This is a genomic window from Balneola sp., assembly GCA_002694685.1.
In the GTDB taxonomy this organism is placed as follows: Bacteria; Bacteroidota; Rhodothermia; order Balneolales; family Balneolaceae; genus Gracilimonas.
Map to the genome: position 1 here is coordinate 1 of NZMW01000004.1, position 22,314 is coordinate 22,314.

Genomic DNA, 22,314 nt, shown 5'->3' on the forward strand with positions numbered 1-22,314 from the left:
TACGGGAGGCAGCAGTGAGGAATCTTGCGCAATGGAGGAAACTCTGACGCAGCCACGCCGCGTGCCGGAAGACGGCCCTATGGGTTGTAAACGGCTTTTGAATGGGAAGAACGTACGAGATTCGTCTTGTAGTGACGGTACCATTTGAATAAGCACCGGCTAACTCCGTGCCAGCAGCCGCGGTAATACGGAGGGTGCAAGCGTTGTCCGGAATCATTGGGTGTAAAGGGTGCGTAGGTGGGAGCCTAAGTCTGTGGTGAAATCTTGCCGCTTAACGGTAAAATTGCCATGGATACTGGGTTTCTTGAGTACAGAAGAGGTCGGTGGAATTCGTAGTGTAGCGGTGAAATGCATAGATATTACGAAGAACATCAGTGGCGAAGGCGGCCGGCTGGACTGTAACTGACACTGAGGCACGAAAGCGTGGGGAGCGAACAGGATTAGATACCCTGGTAGTCCACGCTGTAAACGATGCATACTAGTTGTTGGCCCTTTGGGGCCAGTGATGCAGTTAACGCAGTAAGTATGCCACCTGGGGAGTACGTCGGCAACGATGAAACTCAAAGGAATTGACGGGGGCCCGCACAAGCGGTGGAGCATGTGGCTTAATTCGATGCAACGCGAGGAACCTTACCTGGGCTAAATCTACAGTGTTACCTCCCGAAAAGGAGGGTCCCTTCGGGGCACTATGGAAGGTGCTGCATGGCTGTCGTCAGCTCGTGCCGTGAGGTGTTGGGTTAAGTCCCGCAACGAGCGCAACCCCTGTGGTTAGTTACCAGCACGTAATGGTGGGGACTCTAGCCAGACTGCCTACGCAAGTAGTGAGGAAGGTGGGGACGACGTCAAGTCATCATGGCCCTTACGTCCAGGGCTGCACACGTGCTACAATGGATGGTACAATGGGTAGCCACTGCGCGAGCAGGAGCAAATCCACAAAGCCATTCTCAGTTCGGATTGGAGTCTGCAACTCGACTCCATGAAGGTGGAATCGCTAGTAATCGCGTATCAGCAATGACGCGGTGAATACGTTCCCGGGCCTTGTACACACCGCCCGTCAAGCGATGGAAGTTAGGAGTACCTGATGTCGCCTCAACAAGAGGTGCCTAGGGTAAGCCTAGTAACTGGCGCTAAGTCGTAACAAGGTAGCCGTACCGGAAGGTGCGGCTGGATCACCTCCTTTCAAGGAGAGCCGGCCTGCAATATGGCCGTACGACACTACGCTAACGCTCGTTACAAACAATCTGATCTGTACTTTTTTTAACTGTGTACCCGGCGGGTCACACACTCGCCGCAGCCGGCGAATACCGCCTGCAGCCGAGGCCTGCCATTACGGGGGCTTGTAGCTCAGGTGGTTAGAGCGCACGCCTGATAAGCGTGAGGTCGGAGGTTCAAGTCCTCCCAAGCCCACAACAGTATGGGGCTATAGCTCAGCTGGCTAGAGCACTGCCTTTGCAAGGCAGGGGTCCGGGGTTCGAATCCCCGTAGCTCCACAATTTTTTTTGATAGTTATTTGATGTGAGTCGTAAGATATGAGAGGGCGTAGCCCCGGGAAGACTCACAATGTTCTTTATAAGATTGTTTAGGATGTATTTTGCTGGTCTTTCGAGACCGGGCGCATGCATCCGCCAAAAACACGCTGCCCGTCGAACGGGCCGTACCGCGCCGAGCGCGGGTTCTTTGACATGATGAAGCAATATAGCAATAGTAATAGGTCTGATAACTGTAACAAGTTAGAAGATAGTAGGGCGCATTTCTTAGTTTACTAAGGATTGCGTACTACGCCAAGGTAGCCAGGTGTGGTTCGTCCCCATCTGGCCCACAATAAACCAATAGCATGAATACGAGTAGGTTGCCGGCGGAGACGCCGTGCAAACCATATAGTAGAAGCATACTAAGGGCACACGGTGGATGCCTAGGCATACAGAGGCGATGAAGGACGCGTAAAGCTGCGATAAGCTACGGGGAGCTGCATACGAGCAATGATCCGTGGATTTCCGAATGGGGCAACCCACTCCAGTTTACTGGAGTACTCCTACGGGAGGGCATACGAGGGGAACTGAAACATCTAAGTACCCTCAGGAAAAGAGAACAATTAAGTGATTTCCCTAGTAGCGGCGAGCGAACGGGAAGCAGCCCAAACCGGCTTCCTACGGGGAGTCGGGGTAGTAGGACCTGCATAATGAGCGCTAGCTTAAGTCGAAACTGCCTGGAAAGCAGTCCCATAGAAGGTGAAAGGCCTGTAGGCGTACGGCGAGCAATCTGGCGGGTATCCTGAGTAGCGCGGGGCTGGTGAAACCCTGCGTGAATCTGCCGGCACCATCCGGTAAGGCTAAATACATCTGTATGACCGATAGTGAACCAGTACCGTGAGGGAAAGGTGAAAAGAACGCCGAGAAGGCGAGTGAAATAGTACCTGAAACCGTGTGCTTACAAGCGGTCGGAGCCTCTCTTTGAGGGGTGACGGCGTGCCTTTTGTATAATGAGCCTACGAGTTGCTCCTGTTGTGCGAGGTTAATCCGCTAAGCGGAGGAGCCGCAGCGAAAGCGAGTCTGAATAGGGCGTGCAGTACAGCGGGGCAGACGCGAAACCAAGTGAGCTATCCATGGTCAGGGTGAAGTGGGGGTAAAACCCCATGGAGGCCCGAACCGCCAGACGTTGAAAAGTCTTCGGATGAACTGTGGATAGGGGTGAAAGGCCAATCAAACTTGGAAATAGCTCGTACTCCCTGAAATATATTTAGGTATAGCGTCTGGTTTTGTCTCTCCGGAGGTAGAGCACTGATTAGGCTAGGGCCCTTCACCGGGTACCAACCCTAGACAAACTCCGAATACCGGCAGAGAGCCACCAGGCAGTCAGTGGCGGGGTGATAACGTCCCGTCGCGAGAGGGAAACAACCCAGACCACCAGCTAAGGCCCCCAAATGTATGTTAAGTTGAACAAAGAAAGTTGGGTTGCCCAGACAACTAGGAGGTTGGCTTAGAAGCAGCCATTCCTTTAAAGAGTGCGTAATAGCTCACTAGTTAAGCGGCCCGGCGTCGATAATACACGGGCATTAAACATACTGCCGAAGCTGTGGGAACTAATAGTTCGGTAAGGGAGCATTCCAGGGGCGCAGAAGTCGTGGCGTAAGCTGCGGTGGAGCCCCTGGAAGCGAAACTGTAGGCATGAGTAACGAGAAGACGGGCGAGAAACCCGTCCACCATAAACCCAAGGGTTCCTGATCAACGCTAATCGGATCAGGGTTAGTCGAGACCTAAGGTGTAGCCGAAAGGCGAAGCCGATGGCAAACCGGTTCAATATTCCGGTACCGATTTTAACGCCAGGCTAAGGCGTGACGCAGAAGTGACACTCCTGCGTGCTGACGAATGCACGTTAAAAGGCGTAGGCCGGGAAGCAGGCAAATCCGCTTCCCGTTAAGGCTGAAACCTGACAGTACTCCAAGCCTGCGGGCGAGGAGATAATGGAGGTAATCCCGCTGCCAAGAAAAGCGTCGTAGTTTGTTAAAATCGCTCGTACCCCAAACCGACACAGGTGGGTGAGGAGAGTATCCTAAGGTGCTCGAGTAATTCATGGCTAAGGAACTAGGCAAATTCGATCCGTAACTTCGGGAGAAGGATCCCCTGGGTGTCTTCGGACATCCGGGGCGCAGTGAAAAGGCCCAAGCGACTGTTTACCAAAAACACATGTCTCTGCTAAGCCGCAAGGCGATGTATAGGGACTGACACCTGCCCGGTGCTGGAAGGTTAAAGAAGGGGGTTAGCTTCGGCGAAGCCCTTAACTGAAGCCCCAGTAAACGGCGGCCGTAACTATAACGGTCCTAAGGTAGCGAAATTCCTTGTCGGGTAAGTTCCGACCTGCACGAATGGTGTAACGACTTGGGCACTGTCTCAGCCATGAGCTCGGTGAAATTGTGGTATCGGTGATGACGCCGATTACCCGCAGCGGGACGAAAAGACCCCGTGAACCTTTACTACAACTTTACATTGGCTTTACCGGATGCATGTGTAGCATAGGCGGGAGACTTTGAACCCTGATCGCTAGGTTGGGGGGAGTCGCCCAGTGAAATACCGCCCTTGCCTCAGGTGAATTCTAACCTCCGGGCAACGGAGGAACAGTGTATGGTGGGTAGTTTGACTGGGGCGGTCGCCTCCTAAAGAGTAACGGAGGCTCCCAAAGGTACCCTCAGCACGGTTGGCAATCGTGCGTAGCGTGTAAAAGCATAAGGGTGCTTGACTGCGAGACATACAGGTCGAGCAGGAACGAAAGTTGGGTTTAGTGATCCGGTGGCACCGTATGGAAGGGCCATCGCTCAAAGGATAAAAGGTACTCCGGGGATAACAGGCTTATCTCCCCCAAGAGTTCATATCGACGGGGAGGTTTGGCACCTCGATGTCGGCTCATCGCATCCTGGGGCTGGAGAAGGTCCCAAGGGTTTGGCTGTTCGCCAATTAAAGCGGTACGCGAGCTGGGTTCAGAACGTCGTGAGACAGTTCGGTCTCTATCTGCTGTGGGCGTAGGAATATTGCGGAGAGCTGCTCCTAGTACGAGAGGACCGGAGTGGACGCACCGCTAGTGTACCTGTTGTGTGGTCGCATGCATCGCAGGGTAGCTATGTGCGGAAGTGATAAGCCGCTGAATGCATCTAAGCGCGAAGCACGCTCCAAGATAAGTATTCCCTAAGAGCCTCCTGGTAGACGACCAGGTAGATAGGCGACAGGTGTCCCCATGGTAACATGGTTAGCCGAGTCGTACTAATTAGGCCACAGGCTTCCTTTATATGGTTTGCACGGGTCCCCGTGCCAACCACTATAATTCGCTAGTAACAAATCCTGTTATTATTGCTTGCTCATCATGTCAAAGAACATCTATTTTTTATTGTTCAACCCTTTTTGAAGGTGACTCCAGCGCAGGGGTTCCACCCGTTCCCATCCCGAACACGGACGTTAAGCCCTGCAGCGCCGATGGTACTGCACACGCGGTAGAGTAGGTCGTCGCCTTCTTTATTTTTTATAAGCCTCTTTAGTTTTGCTAGAGAGGCTTTTTTTTGTTTGGTAAATAAATATTATGAAATAATTTATCTACCAGTTCTTTTTCCTTAAGTTCTGGCTGAATTAATTCCTTAATCAAATTATTAGTTAATAGAACAACAGCTACCAATTCAAATTAAAAAGACCTGAGCATGGGTTAGGTTGATAGTAAACAGACATTCAATTGGTTGATATGATTAAGAAATTTTGTTCTCTTCTTTTATTTTCACTCTACTTTCTCTCGGTCTCATCTCAGAATTTGGAATCTTGGAACGTTTATCCATCATTTTCTACCGTTAATTCAATAACAGTTGATGGAAATACCACTTATGCTGGTACTCTTGGTGGAATATTTGTAGTTGAAGGGAATGAGATCGTCAAACTGATGACAACCCTTGATGGGCTATACCGCTCTAATCCATCGGAGATCATTTTTGATACACAGAATAATAGACTTTTTGCCGGCTATATTGATGGAACTATTGATGTCATAGAAAGTGAATCATCAGATATTGAAAGGGTTGAGGACATTAAGCGTGTTACTAGGTTTAATTCAAAAAGTATAAACGCGTTTGAAATTTTTGAAGGTCGTCTTTACGTAGCTACCAGTTTTGGTATCGTAGTTTATGATCTTGAAAACTTATTGGTCGAAAGCAGTTTTTTGAAATTGGGAAGTGCAGATATTGGCGCTCCAGTGAATGACCTTGATATTCTTGAGGGTACAATCTATGCAGCTACAACTCAGGGAATAGCAGTAGGCGAACTTACTAGTAACCTTGTGGAAAGTGGAAATTGGCTCAACTATACCGAAGCGGATGGATTGCCTGTTAATGTCATTCAGGAAATCAGTGTTTTTAATGGCGAAATAAATGCGCTGGTTGATGAAAGCATCTATGTACAACAGAATGACGTTTGGTCACTAAACACCAACTTTCCGGATGAGGGAATACAGAGCCTTCAAAAAAACAACGATCAGCAAAGCCTGGCAGCAGCAACAAGTTCAGCGATAACGGTAATTGATACAGATCAAAATAGAATAACTTTTGCCTTGGACCTTGAAAGTAATATTCTAGACTTGAATTTGGATGGAGAGCAAATTCTTGTAGGCACAACAAACGAAGGATTGGTTACTACCAACACTGGAAATACTGAGTTGGAATTTTACCTGCCTACAGGACCTTATTTGAATTTTTTCAGCAAGCTGTTATTTACAGATGAAGTATTAATTGGTACTTCTACGTTAGCTTTTCCTAGAATAGATCCCTTTAATTTAATTAGGGGCTACTATATATATGAAGATGATCAATGGAAAAACTACAATAGGAATACAAGCACAGATCTTTCAGAATACAGTACGGCATTTTCAATCGGGAAGACCGACTCTTCCTACTACTTTGGCAGTTGGGGACAAGGTATCGCACGGCACAACAGGAATTCTAATGAGATTTCCGTATTTGATCGGCAGAACTCAAACCTTTTAGGTATTGGGCAAAGTCCAGATTTTGTTGTTATCTCAGGATTAGATAATGACACTCAAGGCAACATGTGGGCCGTTTCATTTCTATCAGATTTCCCTTTGAATGTGCAACTAAATGGTAGCGATGATTGGCTCCCCTATAGGTCTGATGCTGGAAGTGATCTCTACTTTGATATATTTATAGATTCGTTTAACCAAAAGTGGATATCGCTTATTAATAGCAGCAACGTTGGCCAGGGACTATTCATATTAGATACCGGTGATCCTGAAGACGCTAACGACGATGAAAGCGTAAAGTTAACCTCAGATGCTGGTAACGGAAATCTGCCGGATGAAAAAGTAAATGCTATCGTCCAGGATAAAAATGGAGAAATTTGGATTGGCACAAATAGAGGGATTGCAAGATTTATATTTCCCGAATTAGTGATTGAAGGTGGTCCGGACGAAAGACAGGCTCAGTGGCTAATAAATGAAGATACTTCTGCTGTTTCCAGGTTTTTGTTGAGGGATATAAGTGTTACTTCAATGGCCGTAAATGGAGCCAACCAAAAATGGGTGGGTAGTGTGAATCAGGGGATTTGGGTTTTGAATGATGAGGGAAGTAGAATTATAAATCGATTTACGACCGAGAATAGTAATCTAATTTCCAATAACATTAATTCAATTACAATTGATGACGAAAGCGGGGAAGTGTTTATAGCTACTGATCTTGGATTGGTGAGCTATTTCGAAATTCCGAAAGGGCCGGTTTCGAAAATGAACGAGCTTAAAGTGTTCCCTAACCCGTTTCAATATTCGAAGCATACACAGATTAAAGTGGAAGGTTTAAGTGAATCAACCCGAATTAAAGTATTGGGTGTAGATGGGATTGTAGTTAATGAACTGGCTGCCCAGGGGGGAAGAATAAGTTGGGATGGTTATGACTACAATGGGAACAGAATAGGAACCGGTATCTATTTTTTGATAGCGTTTGAAGAGAGCGGAAGGGAAACGGGAATAGGAAAAGTAGTCATTGTTAAATAGCATGGAAACTTCATACCTAATCTTAACTGATGTCATTAATTGCTGGTTTAGGCAAAGGATTTTAAACTGTGGATCGTAATCAGCCCCATATCTCGATTGTCATCGTTAACTATAAGGTTAAGGAGTATATAGCAAATCTACTTAACTCCATTAGGAAGGCGCAGCATGATTATAAGATCGAGGTTTTTGTTGTTGATAATGATTCCGGCGATGATTCCATACCATATTTGAGGGAGAGATATCCAGAGGTTACCTACATTTCGAATAAAGAAAATGTGGGTTTTGGAAAAGCAAATAATCAAGCCATACAACAAGCAAAAGGCGAGTTTACGTTAATAATTAACCCTGATACCCTTGTTAGTGAAGATACTCTAGAAGTGCTTGTAAAGCACATGCAAAGAAACCCTGAATGTGGAGCAGCCGGATGTAAGATTCTAAATCCCGATGGGACTTTTGCACCGGAATCAAGAAGATCTATTCCAACAATTTGGTCAGCATCTGCAAAAGTATTTGGTCTGAACTCCTTGTTCAGTGATAGTAAACTCTTCGGTCAATACTACTTGAGTTGGCTTGATGAAAATGAGGCTTCAAAAGTACCTGTGTTGTCTGGTTCGTTTATGTTTTGGAGAACTGATTTACTCCAGAAATTAGGAGGCTTTGATGAACGCTTTTTTATGTATGGTGAAGATATTGATCTGTGTTATCGCATTCAGAATACAGATTACCATATCGATTATGTTCCTAACACTTCTATCATTCACTACAAAGGAGAGAGTACCAAGAAAGGAGATTTAAAATACATTCGTATTTTTAATAAGGCTTTGTATCAATTTTTTGATAAACATTACAGTTCAAGATACAGTGGGTTTTTCCGGATCTTTATATATCTGGCCATTTGGCTGAAGACCCTACTTTCGTTCGTATCCTCAAACTTAAAAAAGCTAAAACCTATTCTGGCCGACTTAGTTATTCTAAATTTGTCAGTGGCTTTTGGTTTTTTACTGAGATATGGTTTACAAGGCGTAAATATTTTAAATCCTGAGGGAATAAAATATCTCTGGATAAACCTCCTTTCTACGGCGTTATTTTTGATTAGCGGAAGCTTTCTTGGAATGTTTAAACAAGAAAGAGAGTCTATTTCTACTGCTCTAAAAGCATTATCGATCACCTACCTTGGAGTAGTTGTTTTCACCTTTTTTGTAAGAAACCTTGCATATACCCGGCTTGGATTAATATTAGGATTTATTTTTGGGGTGATACTTTTTGTAAGCTATAAACTATACAGGCTAAATCGTGCTGACTCCGGTAATAACCACCGAGGTAAAATCCGAAGTTTACGAGTGATTATAGTTGGAGAAGAAAAAGAGGCATCCCGAATTATTCAGAAAATTCATTCCAGACCTGACTGGAGTTATGAAGTAGTTGGAAATGTAACAGTAACCGAAGAGAGAGAAGAAGAAGTAGCATTTGGATCCCTTTCCCAACTTAAAGATTTGATAAACGCCTATGAAATTGATCAGGTTTTCTTTGCATTGAATTCGATCAGCTATAAGAGGATGCTAAAAGAAATATCTAATCTTCAGAGTGAAGGAGTTACTTTTAAGCTGATTCCTGATTCAATGGACTTTATACTTGGAAAGTCGAACGTGGAGTATTTAGAGAGCATCCCCCTTGTTGAAGTAGAGTTTGAGTTCTCAAAACCCATTAACCAATTTCTAAAACGAGCAATGGATTTAGTGGTAGCTATTCCATTATATCTGTTATTGTTTGTAGTAATATGGCCGGCTTTACTATTTAAAAAGAGAAATTTTAAATCTATTCAAGGGGTGAAATTGTATGCTGACATACCTAAACATACCTGGAAAAATAGATTACGTCTATTAGGCTACGTCATCTCTGGAAAGTTAAGCTTGGTGGGAGCGCCTATTTCTGATCCTGGATCTAACCAGTCAAGTTCCATCAAAAAAGGAATTACCGGCTTGGTGCAAATTAGCCAGAATAGGATTCAGGAAGAGGAAGAAGCCGAGAGTTTTTTGTTGTATTACCTCCAAAACTATTCGTTGTGGATGGATATAGATATACTCATCAAAACCTTGTTTAATGGGCCATATCCACTCGAACTATTGGCAAAAAACGCTTAAGTAACAGGCTAGATCTTTTGCTCAAGCTGTTCCACCATTCCAGGGTACCATTCTCCAAAAGTGTCATTTTCAATTCTATCTCTCACCTCTTCCATTAGCCATAAATAGAATGTCAGGTTATGAATAGAAGCCAGAACTAAACCAAATATCTCATTATTTCGAATGAGGTGATGAATGTAAGCCATTGTGTATTTGCTGCATAAATCACTGGGGAAATCAGGGTCGAGATAATCGTGATGTTCTTTCCACTGGGCATTGCGGATGTTAACTCTACCATGCCGTGTAAATATTGAGCCATTTCGAGCATTTCGAGTAGGCATCACACAATCAAACATATCTACTCCTCGGGCAACACCTTCCAGTAAATTGGCCGGAGTTCCTACGCCCATCAGGTACCGGGCTTTGTCTTTGGGAAGGTAATCGGTGTTCAGGTCAGTGAACTCATACATTAAATCAATGGGCTCGCCTACGCTCAGTCCGCCAATGGCTATTCCTTCAAAATCCTGATCTGCCATGAATTTTGAAGATTCAATTCTGAGGTCTTTGTAGGTTCCTCCCTGAACAATTCCAAACTGAGCCTGTTTGTGTCCATATAGCGGTTCCGTTTCTAAAAAAGCTTTTCTGCCACGTTTAGCCCATCGGTGCGTTAGCTCCATAGATTTCTTTGCATAGTCGTAGCTGCTGGGATAGGGTGGACATTCATCGAGGAGCATCATTATATCGGACCCCAAAATACGCTGGGTTTCAACAACATTTTCCGGAGTAAAGGAATGCTTTGAGCCGTCAATATGGCTTTGGAAATGTGCACCTTCTTCATCAAGGTCCCGAATATCAGAAAGCGAAAATATTTGATATCCGCCAGAATCTGTCAAAATGGGTAGTTCCCACTTCATGAATTTATGCAGTCCACCGGCTTCCTGAATAATATCGCATCCGGGCCTTAGGTATAAGTGATAGGTATTTCCGAGAATAATCTGCGCTTTAACCTGATCAACTAAAGTATCTTGAGATACTCCTTTAACGGTGCCAAGTGTACCCACAGGCATAAAAATGGGTGTTTGAATGGTTCCGTGAGCAGTTTCAAGTTCTCCGAGACGTGCTTTTGTAGAAGAAGCGGTTTTTTTAAGTGAGTACAATCTAACTAAATTTAAGTTTTAGAAGTTATGCAGCCTGTCTAAAAATGTTTATTTTGGCAGTCTTAAAATTTACTTGGCCTAATAGAAATCATAGTGCTGAATTTAAAAAGATATCGGGAAGTTATTTTCACCAGTGTATTAGATTTTCTAATTATACTGGCAAGTTGGTTTGTATTCCATTCCTTCTATCCTAATACCATGAATATGCTGGTTCAGGATTTTAACCTGAATTTCATAGCAGGGGGGGTAATAATAAGCTTTTATTGGCTTAGCATTTTTGTAGTTATGGGCTCATATAAGAAGCTCTATCTCGTATCCCGACTCGATGAATTTATAAAAGTACTAAAAGCCAGCCTGCTTGGAGCATTGATCTTGTATTTTGTGATCAATATTAATGAGAATATTTCTATCTATGATCAGCGGCTGATAATCATTAATTATTGGGCAACCATATTCATACTTCTCGCAATAAATAGATTTGTGGTTCGGACTATTCAGCGGCATTATGCTCAAAAGGGGAAAGGTCTTCACCGTACTGTAATCGTAGGGACGGGCCATACCGCGAAGGCTGCCTACGATGATCTGAACCGAAATAAAACCTTGGGTATGGAAGTGCTTGGCTTTATTCAGGTAAATGGGAAGGCTCCGGCTCCAGAAACAGGTATTCTGCCTGAGGATGTAATTGGAAATCTAGATCATATCAAAGAAATTCTGAATGAACGGCAAGTTCAGGATATTCTAGTTGCTTTGGAGCCAGACCGGAGGCAAGATTTGGTGGATGTTATTTCTAAAGTAGATTCACCTGATGTATCTCTAAAATTACTGCCCGATTTTTATCAATTGGTAAGCGGACTTAGCAAAACGAATCAGATTTTTGGAATGCCGCTGGTGGAAATATCACCAGAGCCCATGCCGTTGTGGGAAAAAACAGTTAAGCGAGTGTTTGATATACTCGTTTCGCTTGTGATGCTTCTTTTAACCCTTCCTTTTTTAATTTTGATTGGTCTGGCTATTCGGCTTAGCTCACCGGGGCCTGCAATCTACAGGCAAAAAAGAGTGGGTAGAAATGGCAAAATATTTACGATTTATAAATTCAGAACCATGCTTGATAATGCAGAAAAACATAGTGGGCCAACCTGGGCCACTAAAGACGATCCGCGTGTTACTAAGTTAGGATATTGGTTGAGGAAGCTAAGAATTGATGAAGTACCCCAATTCCTCAATGTTTTGAAAGGAGATATGAGCTTAGTGGGGCCACGCCCCGAGCGACCTCATTTCGTGGAACAATTTAGTACACAAATTCCACTTTATACACGTCGTTTAAGAGTTCGTCCCGGTATTACAGGATGGGCTCAAGTGAAATGGAAGTATGATACCTCTCTGGATGATGTAAAGGAGAAGACTAAATTTGATCTTTTTTATATTGAGAACGCATCTCTTAGAATGGATGCCAAAATTCTTATTAATACTATGATCACCGTCATAAAAGGAAAGGGGCAGTAGTAATGACATCAGATACATTGATTATTGTACCCACATATAATGAGTCTCATAATATTGCTAGACTCATCGATAGGCTCATGGACTTAGAGAACAAAATGGATGTACTTGTTATTGACGATGGCTCGCCAGATGGCACGGCAGATTTTGTAAGGGGAGCTCAAAAAAAATATTCAGATCGTGTAGCTTTAATTGAACGAGCAGGTAAACTTGGACTGGGCACGGCTTACGTCAAAGGTTTTCAGTATGCGCTCGACAATGGGTATGTATATGTTTGTGAAATGGACGCTGATTTTTCTCACGACCCGAACGATGCAGAAAAACTCATCAATAAGGTGAAATCAGGAGATGCTGACGTTGCGGTCGGTTCCCGCTACTCGAACGGTATCAGTATCATTAATTGGCCTTTAAGCAGGTTGATACTTTCCTACTGTGCAAATATCTATGCAAGAACAATAACAGGTCTTCCAATTTTTGATACAACGGCCGGATTTAAATGCATTCACCGAAAAGTACTCGAGAAAATTTCAATCGAACGCATAAAGTCGAATGGCTACGCTTTTCAGATTGAACTTCACTTTCGGGCATGGAAAGCAGGATTCAACCTACAAGAGGTGTCAATAGTGTTTAGGGAGCGTGAAGAAGGTGTTTCGAAGATGTCGAAAGCGATTGTTCGTGAAGCTATTTGGAGAGTCTGGGCGCTTAAGTTCAGAAGCCTTTTTGGAACACTTTAAAGGTGCGCAGAAAACTCTCACCTCAGGTTAGTATTTCTTATATTATTTCAGAATAAAACTAAAAAGCATATATGCAGTATTTAGATTTTGAACAACCCATAGCTGAACTTGAAAGCAAAATTGAGGAACTGAAAGACCTCTCAAACGTCAGTGATGGAGTTCTTGATAAGGAAATAGAAAGCCTTAGAAAAAGAGTAGACAAGCTTAGAAAGTCTATTTTTTCAAACCTGACCCGCTGGCAGCGCGTTCAGCTTGCCCGCCACCCAGACCGGCCTTATACGCTGGATTACATTAAGAAGATTACCGAAGAATTTATTGAACTTCATGGGGACCGTTATCATGCTGATGACAAAGCTATTGTTGGTGGAGTAGGTAAAATAGACGGTCAGTCCGTTATGATAATCGGACACCAAAAAGGGAGAGACACAACTAGCCGGAAATACCGGAATTTTGGTATGGCTAATCCCGAAGGATACCGAAAAGCGTATCGCTTAATGAAGCTTGCTGAAAAATTTGATATTCCCATCATAACATTATTGGATACACCTGGTGCCTTTCCTGGGCTAGAGGCCGAGGAAAGAGGACAAGCGGAAGCCATCGCCAAAAACCTTAAAATGATGGCGATGCTTAAAGTGCCATTTGTTACGGTTGTGATTGGAGAAGGAGCAAGTGGCGGAGCCATCGGTATTGGCATGGGGAATGAAGTGTACATGATGGAAAATACCTGGTACTCAGTTATTTCTCCTGAATCATGTTCTTCCATTCTTTGGAAAACCTGGGATTATAAGGAGCAAGCTGCGGCTGTGTTGAAGCTAACTGCTGTAGATTTAGAAGAGCTCAAGGTAATTGATGGAGTAATTCCGGAACCTTTGGGTGGGGCGCATCGCAATTATGATGAAGCTTCAGCAGCTCTTAAAAAGCAACTTATGCAAAGCCTGAAGCGACTTAAAAAATTGAAGCCGGAGAAGCTCGTTGAGCAACGAATCGACAAGTACGCAGCAATGGGCGAATGGCAAGTGGTTAAATAGTTATTTTGAACTTTCCCGATAAATCTCCCATCATAGAATATACCCATACACTGCGAAGTCGCTATGGGGAAACCGACCGGATGGGCTATGTATATTATGGAAGGTATCTTGAGTACTTTGAAGTAGCCCGAACGGAAATGATTCGTTCATATGGCACATCATACCGTGAAATGGAAGACTCGGGGATTTTATTACCCGTGACTCATGCCGAGTTAGATTACAAAGCACCAATCACCTATGACGAAGAAATGTTTATAAAGGTGATGGTATTTGAAATACCTACCGTCCGCCTACAAACATTTTATGAGGTAACTACACCAAATTCAGACGAAGTACATGTGTACGGTGAGGTAAGTCTCTGTTTTATGAACGCTGACTCCAGAAAGCCATGCAGAGCACCAGATTCTTTTATCCAGAGTTTGGAAAGTAGACTTAAGGCATAGTGTGGAGCATTCAATCACATAATAAAGCCCTGTATGCAGGACTTCTGATCGCCACCCTTTTTTTAAGTCTTGCAGCAATGGGCCCCGGACTATTCTCAGACGCATCTAACACATTAATCAGCTGGCAGCATAATATTTTTAAAGTTTTATGCCATCAAGACCCGGCTCGCTCATTTTCGGTTTCGGGGGTTAAAATGGCGGTTTGTTCCAGATGTCTTGGAATCTACGCAGCATTGCTTGTAGGTACACTGATAATGCCTGTTTACAGTCTTCTTTCAGGAAGTACAATTAATACAGAAAAGAACTGGTTAATTGCCGCTATTCTTTTAAATTTAGCCGACGTATCAGGTAACTATTTTGGATTCTGGACGAATACAATGATCTCAAGATTTATCTTAGGCTGTATAGTAGGCTTGCCTGTGATATTAATATTGACAAACGAATTTTTCACAATAAATAAATCGGAGTAGATGATGGATATGGAAAAAGAAAACACACAGGAAAACCCAAGCTATTGGAGTTCAGTAATTATTGCATCACTGGTGGTGGGTATTGTAGTAACAGCTTTTGCCCTTATTGGGGGTTATATGACTTTAGGGACTGAACCAACAGGTTCATTTTTTAGCTCAGCCCAATTATGGGGAACTATTGGGTGCTTAGTTGGAGCTATTGGTGGAGTTATTGCAAACTGGCATTATACCAAAGAGTACAATGTGACTTATAAAATCGGAAAGGGTGCTCTAATCGGTTTGTTTGTTGGTTTAGGCGCTACTATAGTTGCTGTCATTCTGGGACAAATTTGGAATATAATCGATCCAAGTTACCAGCAGGCCTTAGTTGACTGGAACATTCAAAATTTTGAAGCCATGCAAATGCCTGCAGAAGCTAAAGAACAAGCTATTGCCGGAATGGAAGATCCAAATTCGCTTAAGAACATTGGTCTACAGGCGGTTTTTACTTTTGTAGGGCTAGGAGTAATGAACGTAATTTCAGGATTGGTTGGTGCTAAAATTTTCGCATCAGAAGAATAAAAGAAGTTAATGGATCAGCAAGAAGCAGCGTCACACAGTGAGTATCAGGAAGTATATGAAAACAGTAAACCGCGTCCCTGGGTAGAGCGAAACGGCTTTGCCCACTGGGCGATGGCGCTCACTTGGGTGTTAGTAGCTTTGATAGCATTCAATGTGGTTGGAGCCATAGTTGGAGTTATTGGTATCTTAGCTACTTCTGATAACTTGAATATGGAAGTTATGATGGAAGAGCTCTCCACGAACTTTGATATTCTGTTTCTGGCAAACTCATCTGGCCAAATTCTCATCATGGCTTTAGCAACACTGTTAGTGGTTCGTCTTCATGCTGTGAAAGGGGAAAGAAAAGATTTCCTTCGTCTTAATATCACTAAAAATACGTGGGTAGTTACTGTTATAGCAGCTGTGCTTTTTGTAGTAGCCCAGCCTACTATTTTGTTTTTAGGATGGTTGAATTCTTTTATTCCTGTACCTGAAGCAATGGCACAAATGCAGGAAACAATGGCTGAAATGATAGCCACCTTTCTCAAGTCCGATAATGTACTACTGCTGGGTGTTTTCCATATTGGAATTGTACCCGCTGTTTGCGAAGAGATTATGTATCGGGGGTATGTGCAGCGAGCTTTCGAAAAAAGCTGGGGCATTGTAGCCGCTATTCTGATTTCAGGGGCTATTTTTGGGGCATATCACCTGCAGATTTCAAATTTTTTACCCCTGGCAACGCTTGGAGTTTTTCTGGCTTATGTCACCTATATTTCTGACAGTTTAATTCCTGCGATGGTTGCTCATTTTGTGAATAATGGAGGGCAGGTTATCGCCAGTAGTTTCTATCCTGAAATGCTGGATGAAAAAATCACACCGGATATGGATATTCCCTATTTATTAGTTTTTGGGAGTATGATTTTAACAGCAGCAATTTTGTACTACTTGAAAACGCTGAAACCAAATGAGGCCGAAGAATGAGTTTTTTCTCCGACAAGCCGAAACCCAATGACATTGAAAACTGGGTATGTGTATTAGAAGGAAGTACAGATTTAGAAATTGAGATGGCAAAGAATTACCTCTCCAATCTTAAGATTCCTTCAAATATCTTATCGAAAAGAGACTCAGCCTATAGTCTCAATGTTAGCGAAATGGCCATGGTGTATTTATATGTGCCCGTCGATTATGAGAAACAAGCCCGAAAAGCCCTAAATGATTTAGAAGAATCAAACGAAGAGTTTAAACCCGATTCAGAATAACCGGAGTGTAAAGTGAGTGAACTTCTGAAGCGTATTCTTTTTGCGGTACCGGCAGCTATTCTATTTATATTTTTGACCTGGATGGGTGATTGGTACTTCAAAGGTTTTATTATTGTGATTGGCTTTTTCATTCAGCAAGAAGTCATGCGGTTGTTGAGCAACTCAGGAAATCCTACCGACCAATACTTTCCTTACACCATCGGTCTGTGGATCATGTTATTTCCATCCATCCCTTTTGCAGTGGAAATTGGACTCGGCATACTGCTGGCATTTATAGCCATTCAAACTTTTAATACAGCTGAGGATAGCGTAACTCAGCTGAGCACCACTTTTTTCGCCGGTTTCTACGCCCCGGTTGGGCTGTTATGCCTGATGATGATCAGGGACCTCGGAACCAATGAAACAGGGTTTATCCTAACCATTGCTACAGTCCTTATGGTTTGGGGCGGTGACGTATTTGCCTATTTCGGTGGACGTTCTTTTGGTAAACGAAAACTGGCTCCGGACATCAGCCCAAATAAAACCTGGGAAGGATTTATTTCAGGATACTTTGGGTGTTTTGTAGGATTAGCGATCGCATTATATGCAATTCCCCTAGAAACCAATTTCACTATGAAAATGGCTCTTCCTTTAATTCTTTTAGTAGGAACATTCGGCCCGATTGGAGACCTTATTGAAAGTAAGATCAAGCGAAAAGCCGGAGCTAAAGACTCCTCTAACTTACTGCCCGGGCATGGCGGTTTCTTTGATCGCTTTGATGCCCTGTTGTTAGTTGCACCTGCCGTCTATATCTATTTACAGCTCATCCAGGAATTTGGATATGTCGCGTTTTGAAATCAACTGGGAAGTCATTCCACTTAAACTGAAGGAAGTCTTTACCATTTCCCGCGGGTCTAAATCTGAAGTTCCGAATGTTTTCCTTTCGATTACAAAAAATGGTATTACAGGATATGGGGAAGCCGGACCAAACACTCGCTATGATGAAACTGCAGATAAAGTAATCCAATATCTCGAAGCACTTCCTGAAGGATTTTTTGATTCGATTTCTTCTGCCGATGAAATTGCCACAGAGCTGGAAGTTTTAAAAATATCGCCGAATGTTCAATCAGCAAAAGCAGCCATAGAAATGGCTTGGATGGATTGGTGGGGAAAATCAAAAGAGCAGCCTTTGTGGAAATTATGGGGAAATGATTTACCGGTCGGTCCTGTAACTTCTTATACCATTGGGCTGGATACACCGGAAAAGATGCAGCAGAAGATTAGGGCAGCTGACCAATATCCGGTTTACAAAATTAAGCTGGGAACAGATAGAGATCGAGAGATTATAGAGGCTATTCGGGATGTAACCGATAAGCCTTTGCGGGTAGATGCCAACGAAGGCTGGACGACACTCGAACAGGCAAGAAAAGAAATCGAGTTTCTGTCATCCCAAAATGTAGAGCTGATTGAGCAACCCATGCCGGCTAAAGAATTCGACCAGATGAAAGAGTTAAAAAAGTGGTCTCCTTTGCCACTTGCTGCAGATGAAAGTTTTATTGGAGATGAAAACCTAGCCCAGATTTCGGAAGCATTTCATATTATTAATATAAAGCTGATGAAAATCGGGAGCTTGGTGAAAGCAAGAAACGTGATTAAGGAAGCTCATCAGCTTGGGTTAGAAGTGATGATTGGCTGCATGATTGAAAGCTCGCTAGCAAATGCTGCCGGGGCGCTATTAGCACTCGATGCTGAGTATGCTGATCTGGATGGTCATCTTTTGATATCGAATGATACTTTCTCTGAACTTCAGGTTAATAAAGATGGGAAAGTAATTCTGTCTAATCTACCCGGGTTGGGAGTAGACAGGAACTGAATGGTTTTGCCTGTATAACTGGTTTATAGTAAAAACATAAAGACTTATAGACATGAATATTCTAATTACCGGCGGAACAGGATTTATAGGAGATGAACTTCGAACGCTTCTTCTAAAAGAAGGTCATAACCTTGTTATCATCACGAGGAGTCCAAAGAAATACGAAGGGGAGTCAGCTAAGAACCTAAGATTTATTAGTTGGGATGAAGACTTAGCTGCAGAAATGGGTGACATAGATGCCGTGATCAATCTGGCCGGAGAAAACCTTTTTGGGCAACGCTGGACGGATGAGGTAAAGAAGAGGATCATGGATAGCCGCGTTCAAACTACAAAAAAACTCGTGGATGCTATGCGTGAAGCTGACAAAAAACCGGAAGTATTTGTTTCAGCTTCGGCTTCAGGTATTTATGGCAATCGTGGAAATGACGTGTTGGATGAAAGTGCTGAAGTTGCCGATGATTTCTTAGCTGAAGTTTGTAAAGCTTGGGAAGCCGAATCACAAAAAGCTACTGATTTAGGTGTCCGGGTTGTAAACCCAAGAATTGGGATTGTTTTAGAAAAAGGTGGTGGAGCTTTAGAAAAAATGATTCCTCCATTTCAATTTCTAGTTGGGGGACCAATCGGAAGCGGCAACCAATATATGAGCTGGGTTCACCGGACAGATTTATGTAAGGCACTTATCTTTCCTTTAGATAACGATGAGCTGACCGGAGCTTACAATGTATGCTCTCCAAATCCAGCAACCATGAACGAATTTGCGGATACCTTAGGCGATATAATGAATCGTCCTTCCCTGTTCCGCGTCCCCAAATTTGCGCTTGATGTTGTTTTAGGTGAAGCAGCAAAGCCGGTAACGGATAGCATTCGAATGCAACCAAAAAAGCTACAGGTTACGGGTTTTGAATTTCACTATGAGGAGCTGGAAGAAGCACTCGCGGAAATAATGTAGCTACAAGATTTAAGGTGTTAGGTCTTAGTGTTGGCTTTGCCGACTAAAACCTTACACCTTGTCACTAAAAACTTACTCCCTATTGATCGTCCAGCAGCGCAGACCTTCTCTTGTTTGAGCAATCAATTCTTTCTGTCCGTCGCCATTCAGGTCGGTAATGATTGGATATTTCATTCCTGAAGTTGGGATGCTGAAAACCCGTTGCTCAGTTAAAACTTCCCACGCAAAGAGACGCCCAAATTCAGCTAATGCAAGTAGCTCCTGATTCTGGTCTGCATTTATATCTATTATTTGAGGAGGAAATGATTGAGATGACGGCTGTCCAAGACTTTCGGTAAGTCTGAGCTTTCCTTCTTTATTATATAAGAACAAAGAACCATTTACACTTTGAGTAATCAGTAAATCATTCCGGTAAAACTGAGTGCTGTCATTCAATAAAATATTTTCCTGATAAGAAACAGAGTTTAACTCACTATTGGACACATAAAGTGATCGCACAGATACCGAGTCTTCCGAATTGATGGTTGCCAATGAGTCACTGAACAAAGGATTTTGCCCAATTGAGTATAAATATCCGTCGGCAGCACTTCCTGTAATTTGATTATCAAATATGAGGGGTGAATTCGTGAATCGAGCATTCACAAACTGAGGATAACCGGGGCGGGTGGCGCCACTTCTTAACCAGCCATGAAGGGCATTTTCAGAGAACGTCCAAATTGACCACACATTATCAAGCTGAGCAAAAACCGGCTGTGTACGAACAGTAGCGTTTGTATTTTGCGGCCATCCGCGCACGTTTTCTCCACGGCCGTCGAGTGCGTGAACTTTACGGTCTTCAGTGGCCACTACAATTTCAGGCACTCCATTACGCAGCACATCCTGTACCAAAATAGGAGCTGTGATCTGCTCATTCATTTCAAGAGGAAACCTGGGTAACAAGTCACCCGCTTCATTCCAGGCAAAGATTTTAGAGCCTGCAGCTAAGAATACAATTTGCTCTCCGTTTCCATACCAGTCGTAGAGCTGCGGTCCGCCAACCGGAGCTAACCCATCTGTGGAGGTTTGCATGGCAATGGTGCCATCGATAGCTAAAGCCATCACACGCCCGTCTTGAGTAGAAAATATAATCTCATTTGCACTGCTTCCTACCAAATCGCCCAAAACAGGTTTGCCACTCAGCTCGAAATTAGAAAGAGGTAGTACCCACATTTCTTCATAAGGTAAACTGGAACCTTCTTTAGAATATGTGTTTAAGGTGAAATTGACTGAACTCTCCTGGGCAGTCATTGTCATCGTTGTGATATCAAAACGGCTAAGTAATCCTTCTGCAGAATTACCGGATTTGAGGAAAGGGTTGATGTATTCCATGAAATTTTCAGAATCAGACCAAACGAAACCACTAACTTCATCAGGCATGCTATCGCGAATGTCTGAATAGTTTTCATCGTAATAAATAACACGACGACGAATACGATCTGCATTTACGCTTTCGGCAAGCCCTTTTCTCTTAGCTATCACAACTACATCATTTGAGAAGGCAAGGTAGAAATCCCTTAAAGTGCTTAGCTCAGAGCCGATGAGTTTACCCATTACGCTACTGGCAATCTGGTAGGAATTACCCTGATAGGTTGCTAAACCTTCCTGAACTAATTCATTCAGCTGATCTTGAAAACTACTGCGGTCTTTTAATTTCCGCATAAACAAAAACTCTCCACTTGAGAGAAGTCCTGATTCCGGAAAAGCTTCAAAAGCGAATTCTGAATCAAGATCATCAACCAAATTTTGGTAGAGTGAAATATCATCAAGAAGGGTAGAATCAAGAGCGGTAAGAAATCCTTCAGTTGGTTTGATGGGAACAGACACGGGAGGAAGTCTAAGAATTGCGAAAGCACCAGCGTTTCCGGCAATGTGACGGTCTAAAGAAACCGGTTTGTTCTCGAACGAAAAGGCATCAACAAGAACAGAGCGGTTATTGGGAGTCAGTGCTATATTACCTGAAAGCTGTAAATCGTTCGTTGAATCAGAATAGCTTTCAAAATTCAGAGATACCGGTTTGGTACCTGAAAACATAGAACGTATAGCAGGACGGTTATTCACATTCGCAAACTGCTCAATCCAGGAGTCGAGCTTAGGAGTATTCAATACAAAAGAGGAAGGAGCTGGGTTTTGGTCAAGTTGAATGGCAGGTTTCTCCCCTAAATAGGAGCGGATAGAGTTTTCAAGAATTAAACTCGATTCTGACATAATGAGGTAATCGCCAACCTGAGCTGCAAAAACATCGCTTTTATTAAAGAACAGCTTGTGAATGATTAGACCTTTAAAATCGTAGTTATTTTGCGTGAAGGGCTGATATAAACTCGAAGCCCATTTACTTAATTGACTATCCGGTGTTTGGGCAATCCAAAGGAAATTAGATTTCAAAGATGTTGCAGGATATAAAGCCAATGCAATAACTTGAATGCGACTGTTTATTTCAGCATCCAGTCCGGAGATATGTTGAATGGCAGTAGGGGTAAGATCATCCAGGTAAGAAATATATTCTTTGGTTACAATATCCTGTACATTTAAGCCTTGTTCAGGTGCAATTACAAAAGTTGAGTTTTCCGGAATGAGATTAAACCATTCTTTGTCTGGAACAGAAGAACAAGCGGCCAACAGGCAAATGGTTAAAGAAGTAATTATGAGCTGAGCGATACGTTGCATCAATAAGAAAATAAACAGATTAAGGTCTTGGT

General features: G+C 43.2%; 15 protein-coding genes, 2 tRNA genes and 3 rRNA genes. 18 read left to right on the top strand and 2 right to left on the bottom strand.

Translation table 11 applies throughout. The annotated features are described in order from the left end of the window. From CL667_05570 to CL667_05600, 7 genes are all read left to right on the top strand, one after another. Positions 1–1,181, top strand: a 16S ribosomal RNA gene (locus CL667_05570); the annotation flags it as partial. A 152-nt stretch (positions 1,182–1,333) separates the two neighbouring features. After that, positions 1,334–1,410 (top strand) — tRNA-Ile (locus tag CL667_05575). A 6-nt stretch (positions 1,411–1,416) separates the two neighbouring features. Further along, positions 1,417–1,493, top strand: a tRNA-Ala gene (locus tag CL667_05580). Positions 1,494–1,881: 388 nt separating this feature from the next. Next, a 23S ribosomal RNA gene (locus tag CL667_05585) occupies positions 1,882–4,770 on the top strand. 121 nt (positions 4,771–4,891) lie between these two features. Next, a 5S ribosomal RNA gene (gene rrf / locus CL667_05590) occupies positions 4,892–5,000 on the top strand. Positions 5,001–5,220: 220 nt separating this feature from the next. After that, positions 5,221–7,527, top strand: a complete 2,307-nt coding sequence (locus CL667_05595) for a hypothetical protein (protein MAL17164.1) — start codon at positions 5,221–5,223, stop codon at positions 7,525–7,527. Positions 7,528–7,595: 68 nt separating this feature from the next. Next, positions 7,596–9,668, top strand: coding sequence for a hypothetical protein (locus CL667_05600; protein MAL17165.1), 2,073 nt, complete (start codon positions 7,596–7,598; stop codon positions 9,666–9,668). 8 nt (positions 9,669–9,676) lie between these two features. Here CL667_05600 and CL667_05605 read toward each other — a convergent pair whose 3' ends face one another. Then, positions 9,677–10,804, bottom strand: coding sequence for a tRNA guanosine(34) transglycosylase Tgt (locus tag CL667_05605; GenBank protein ID MAL17166.1), 1,128 nt, complete (start codon positions 10,802–10,804; stop codon positions 9,677–9,679). A gap of 93 nt (positions 10,805–10,897) precedes the next feature. On the opposite strand from CL667_05605, the gene CL667_05610 reads away from it, so the two are divergent. From CL667_05610 to CL667_05660, 11 genes are all read left to right on the top strand, one after another. Then, on the top strand, positions 10,898–12,307 hold the full coding sequence (locus CL667_05610) for an exopolysaccharide biosynthesis polyprenyl glycosylphosphotransferase (protein MAL17167.1): 1,410 nt from the start codon (positions 10,898–10,900) through the stop codon (positions 12,305–12,307). Positions 12,308–12,309: 2 nt separating this feature from the next. Continuing rightward, on the top strand, positions 12,310–13,038 hold the full coding sequence (locus tag CL667_05615; protein ID MAL17168.1) for a dolichyl-phosphate beta-D-mannosyltransferase: 729 nt from the start codon (positions 12,310–12,312) through the stop codon (positions 13,036–13,038). A gap of 71 nt (positions 13,039–13,109) precedes the next feature. Then, positions 13,110–14,066: an acetyl-CoA carboxylase carboxyl transferase subunit alpha gene (locus CL667_05620; protein ID MAL17169.1), complete on the top strand. Its 957-nt coding sequence runs from the start codon at positions 13,110–13,112 to the stop codon at positions 14,064–14,066. A 2-nt stretch (positions 14,067–14,068) separates the two neighbouring features. Beyond that, the gene (locus CL667_05625; protein ID MAL17170.1) at positions 14,069–14,509 is read left to right on the top strand and encodes a hypothetical protein; all 441 of its coding nucleotides are present in this window, start codon (positions 14,069–14,071) and stop codon (positions 14,507–14,509) included. Between the two features lie 77 nt (positions 14,510–14,586). Further along, entirely contained in the window at positions 14,587–14,979 is a 393-nt protein-coding gene (locus CL667_05630) for a hypothetical protein (GenBank protein MAL17171.1), read from the top strand. Continuing rightward, on the top strand, positions 14,980–15,540 hold the full coding sequence (locus tag CL667_05635; GenBank protein MAL17172.1) for a hypothetical protein: 561 nt from the start codon (positions 14,980–14,982) through the stop codon (positions 15,538–15,540). It begins immediately after the preceding gene. A 9-nt stretch (positions 15,541–15,549) separates the two neighbouring features. Then, positions 15,550–16,500, top strand: coding sequence for a CPBP family intramembrane metalloprotease domain-containing protein (locus CL667_05640; GenBank protein ID MAL17173.1), 951 nt, complete (start codon positions 15,550–15,552; stop codon positions 16,498–16,500). After that, positions 16,497–16,778: a hypothetical protein gene (locus CL667_05645; GenBank protein ID MAL17174.1), complete on the top strand. Its 282-nt coding sequence runs from the start codon at positions 16,497–16,499 to the stop codon at positions 16,776–16,778. Before CL667_05640 ends, CL667_05645 begins: the two co-directional genes overlap by 4 nt. Positions 16,779–16,790: 12 nt before the next feature. After that, positions 16,791–17,612 carry a phosphatidate cytidylyltransferase gene (locus tag CL667_05650; protein MAL17175.1) on the top strand — a complete coding sequence of 274 codons (822 nt, stop codon included), beginning with the start codon at positions 16,791–16,793 and terminating at the stop codon, positions 17,610–17,612. After that, on the top strand, positions 17,599–18,630 hold the full coding sequence (locus CL667_05655) for a dipeptide epimerase (protein MAL17176.1): 1,032 nt from the start codon (positions 17,599–17,601) through the stop codon (positions 18,628–18,630). The genes CL667_05650 and CL667_05655 overlap by 14 nt, the downstream gene beginning before the upstream one ends. Positions 18,631–18,682: 52 nt before the next feature. Further along, positions 18,683–19,579 (top strand): TIGR01777 family protein, encoded by an 897-nt coding sequence (locus tag CL667_05660; GenBank protein ID MAL17177.1) that lies wholly within the window; start codon positions 18,683–18,685, stop codon positions 19,577–19,579. Positions 19,580–19,651: 72 nt separating this feature from the next. Here the strand turns inward: CL667_05660 and CL667_05665 are convergent, their stop codons facing one another. Beyond that, a complete protein-coding gene (locus CL667_05665; protein MAL17178.1) occupies positions 19,652–22,282 on the bottom strand; it encodes a hypothetical protein in 2,631 nt (876 codons plus the stop codon). Positions 22,283–22,314 lie beyond the last annotated feature (32 nt).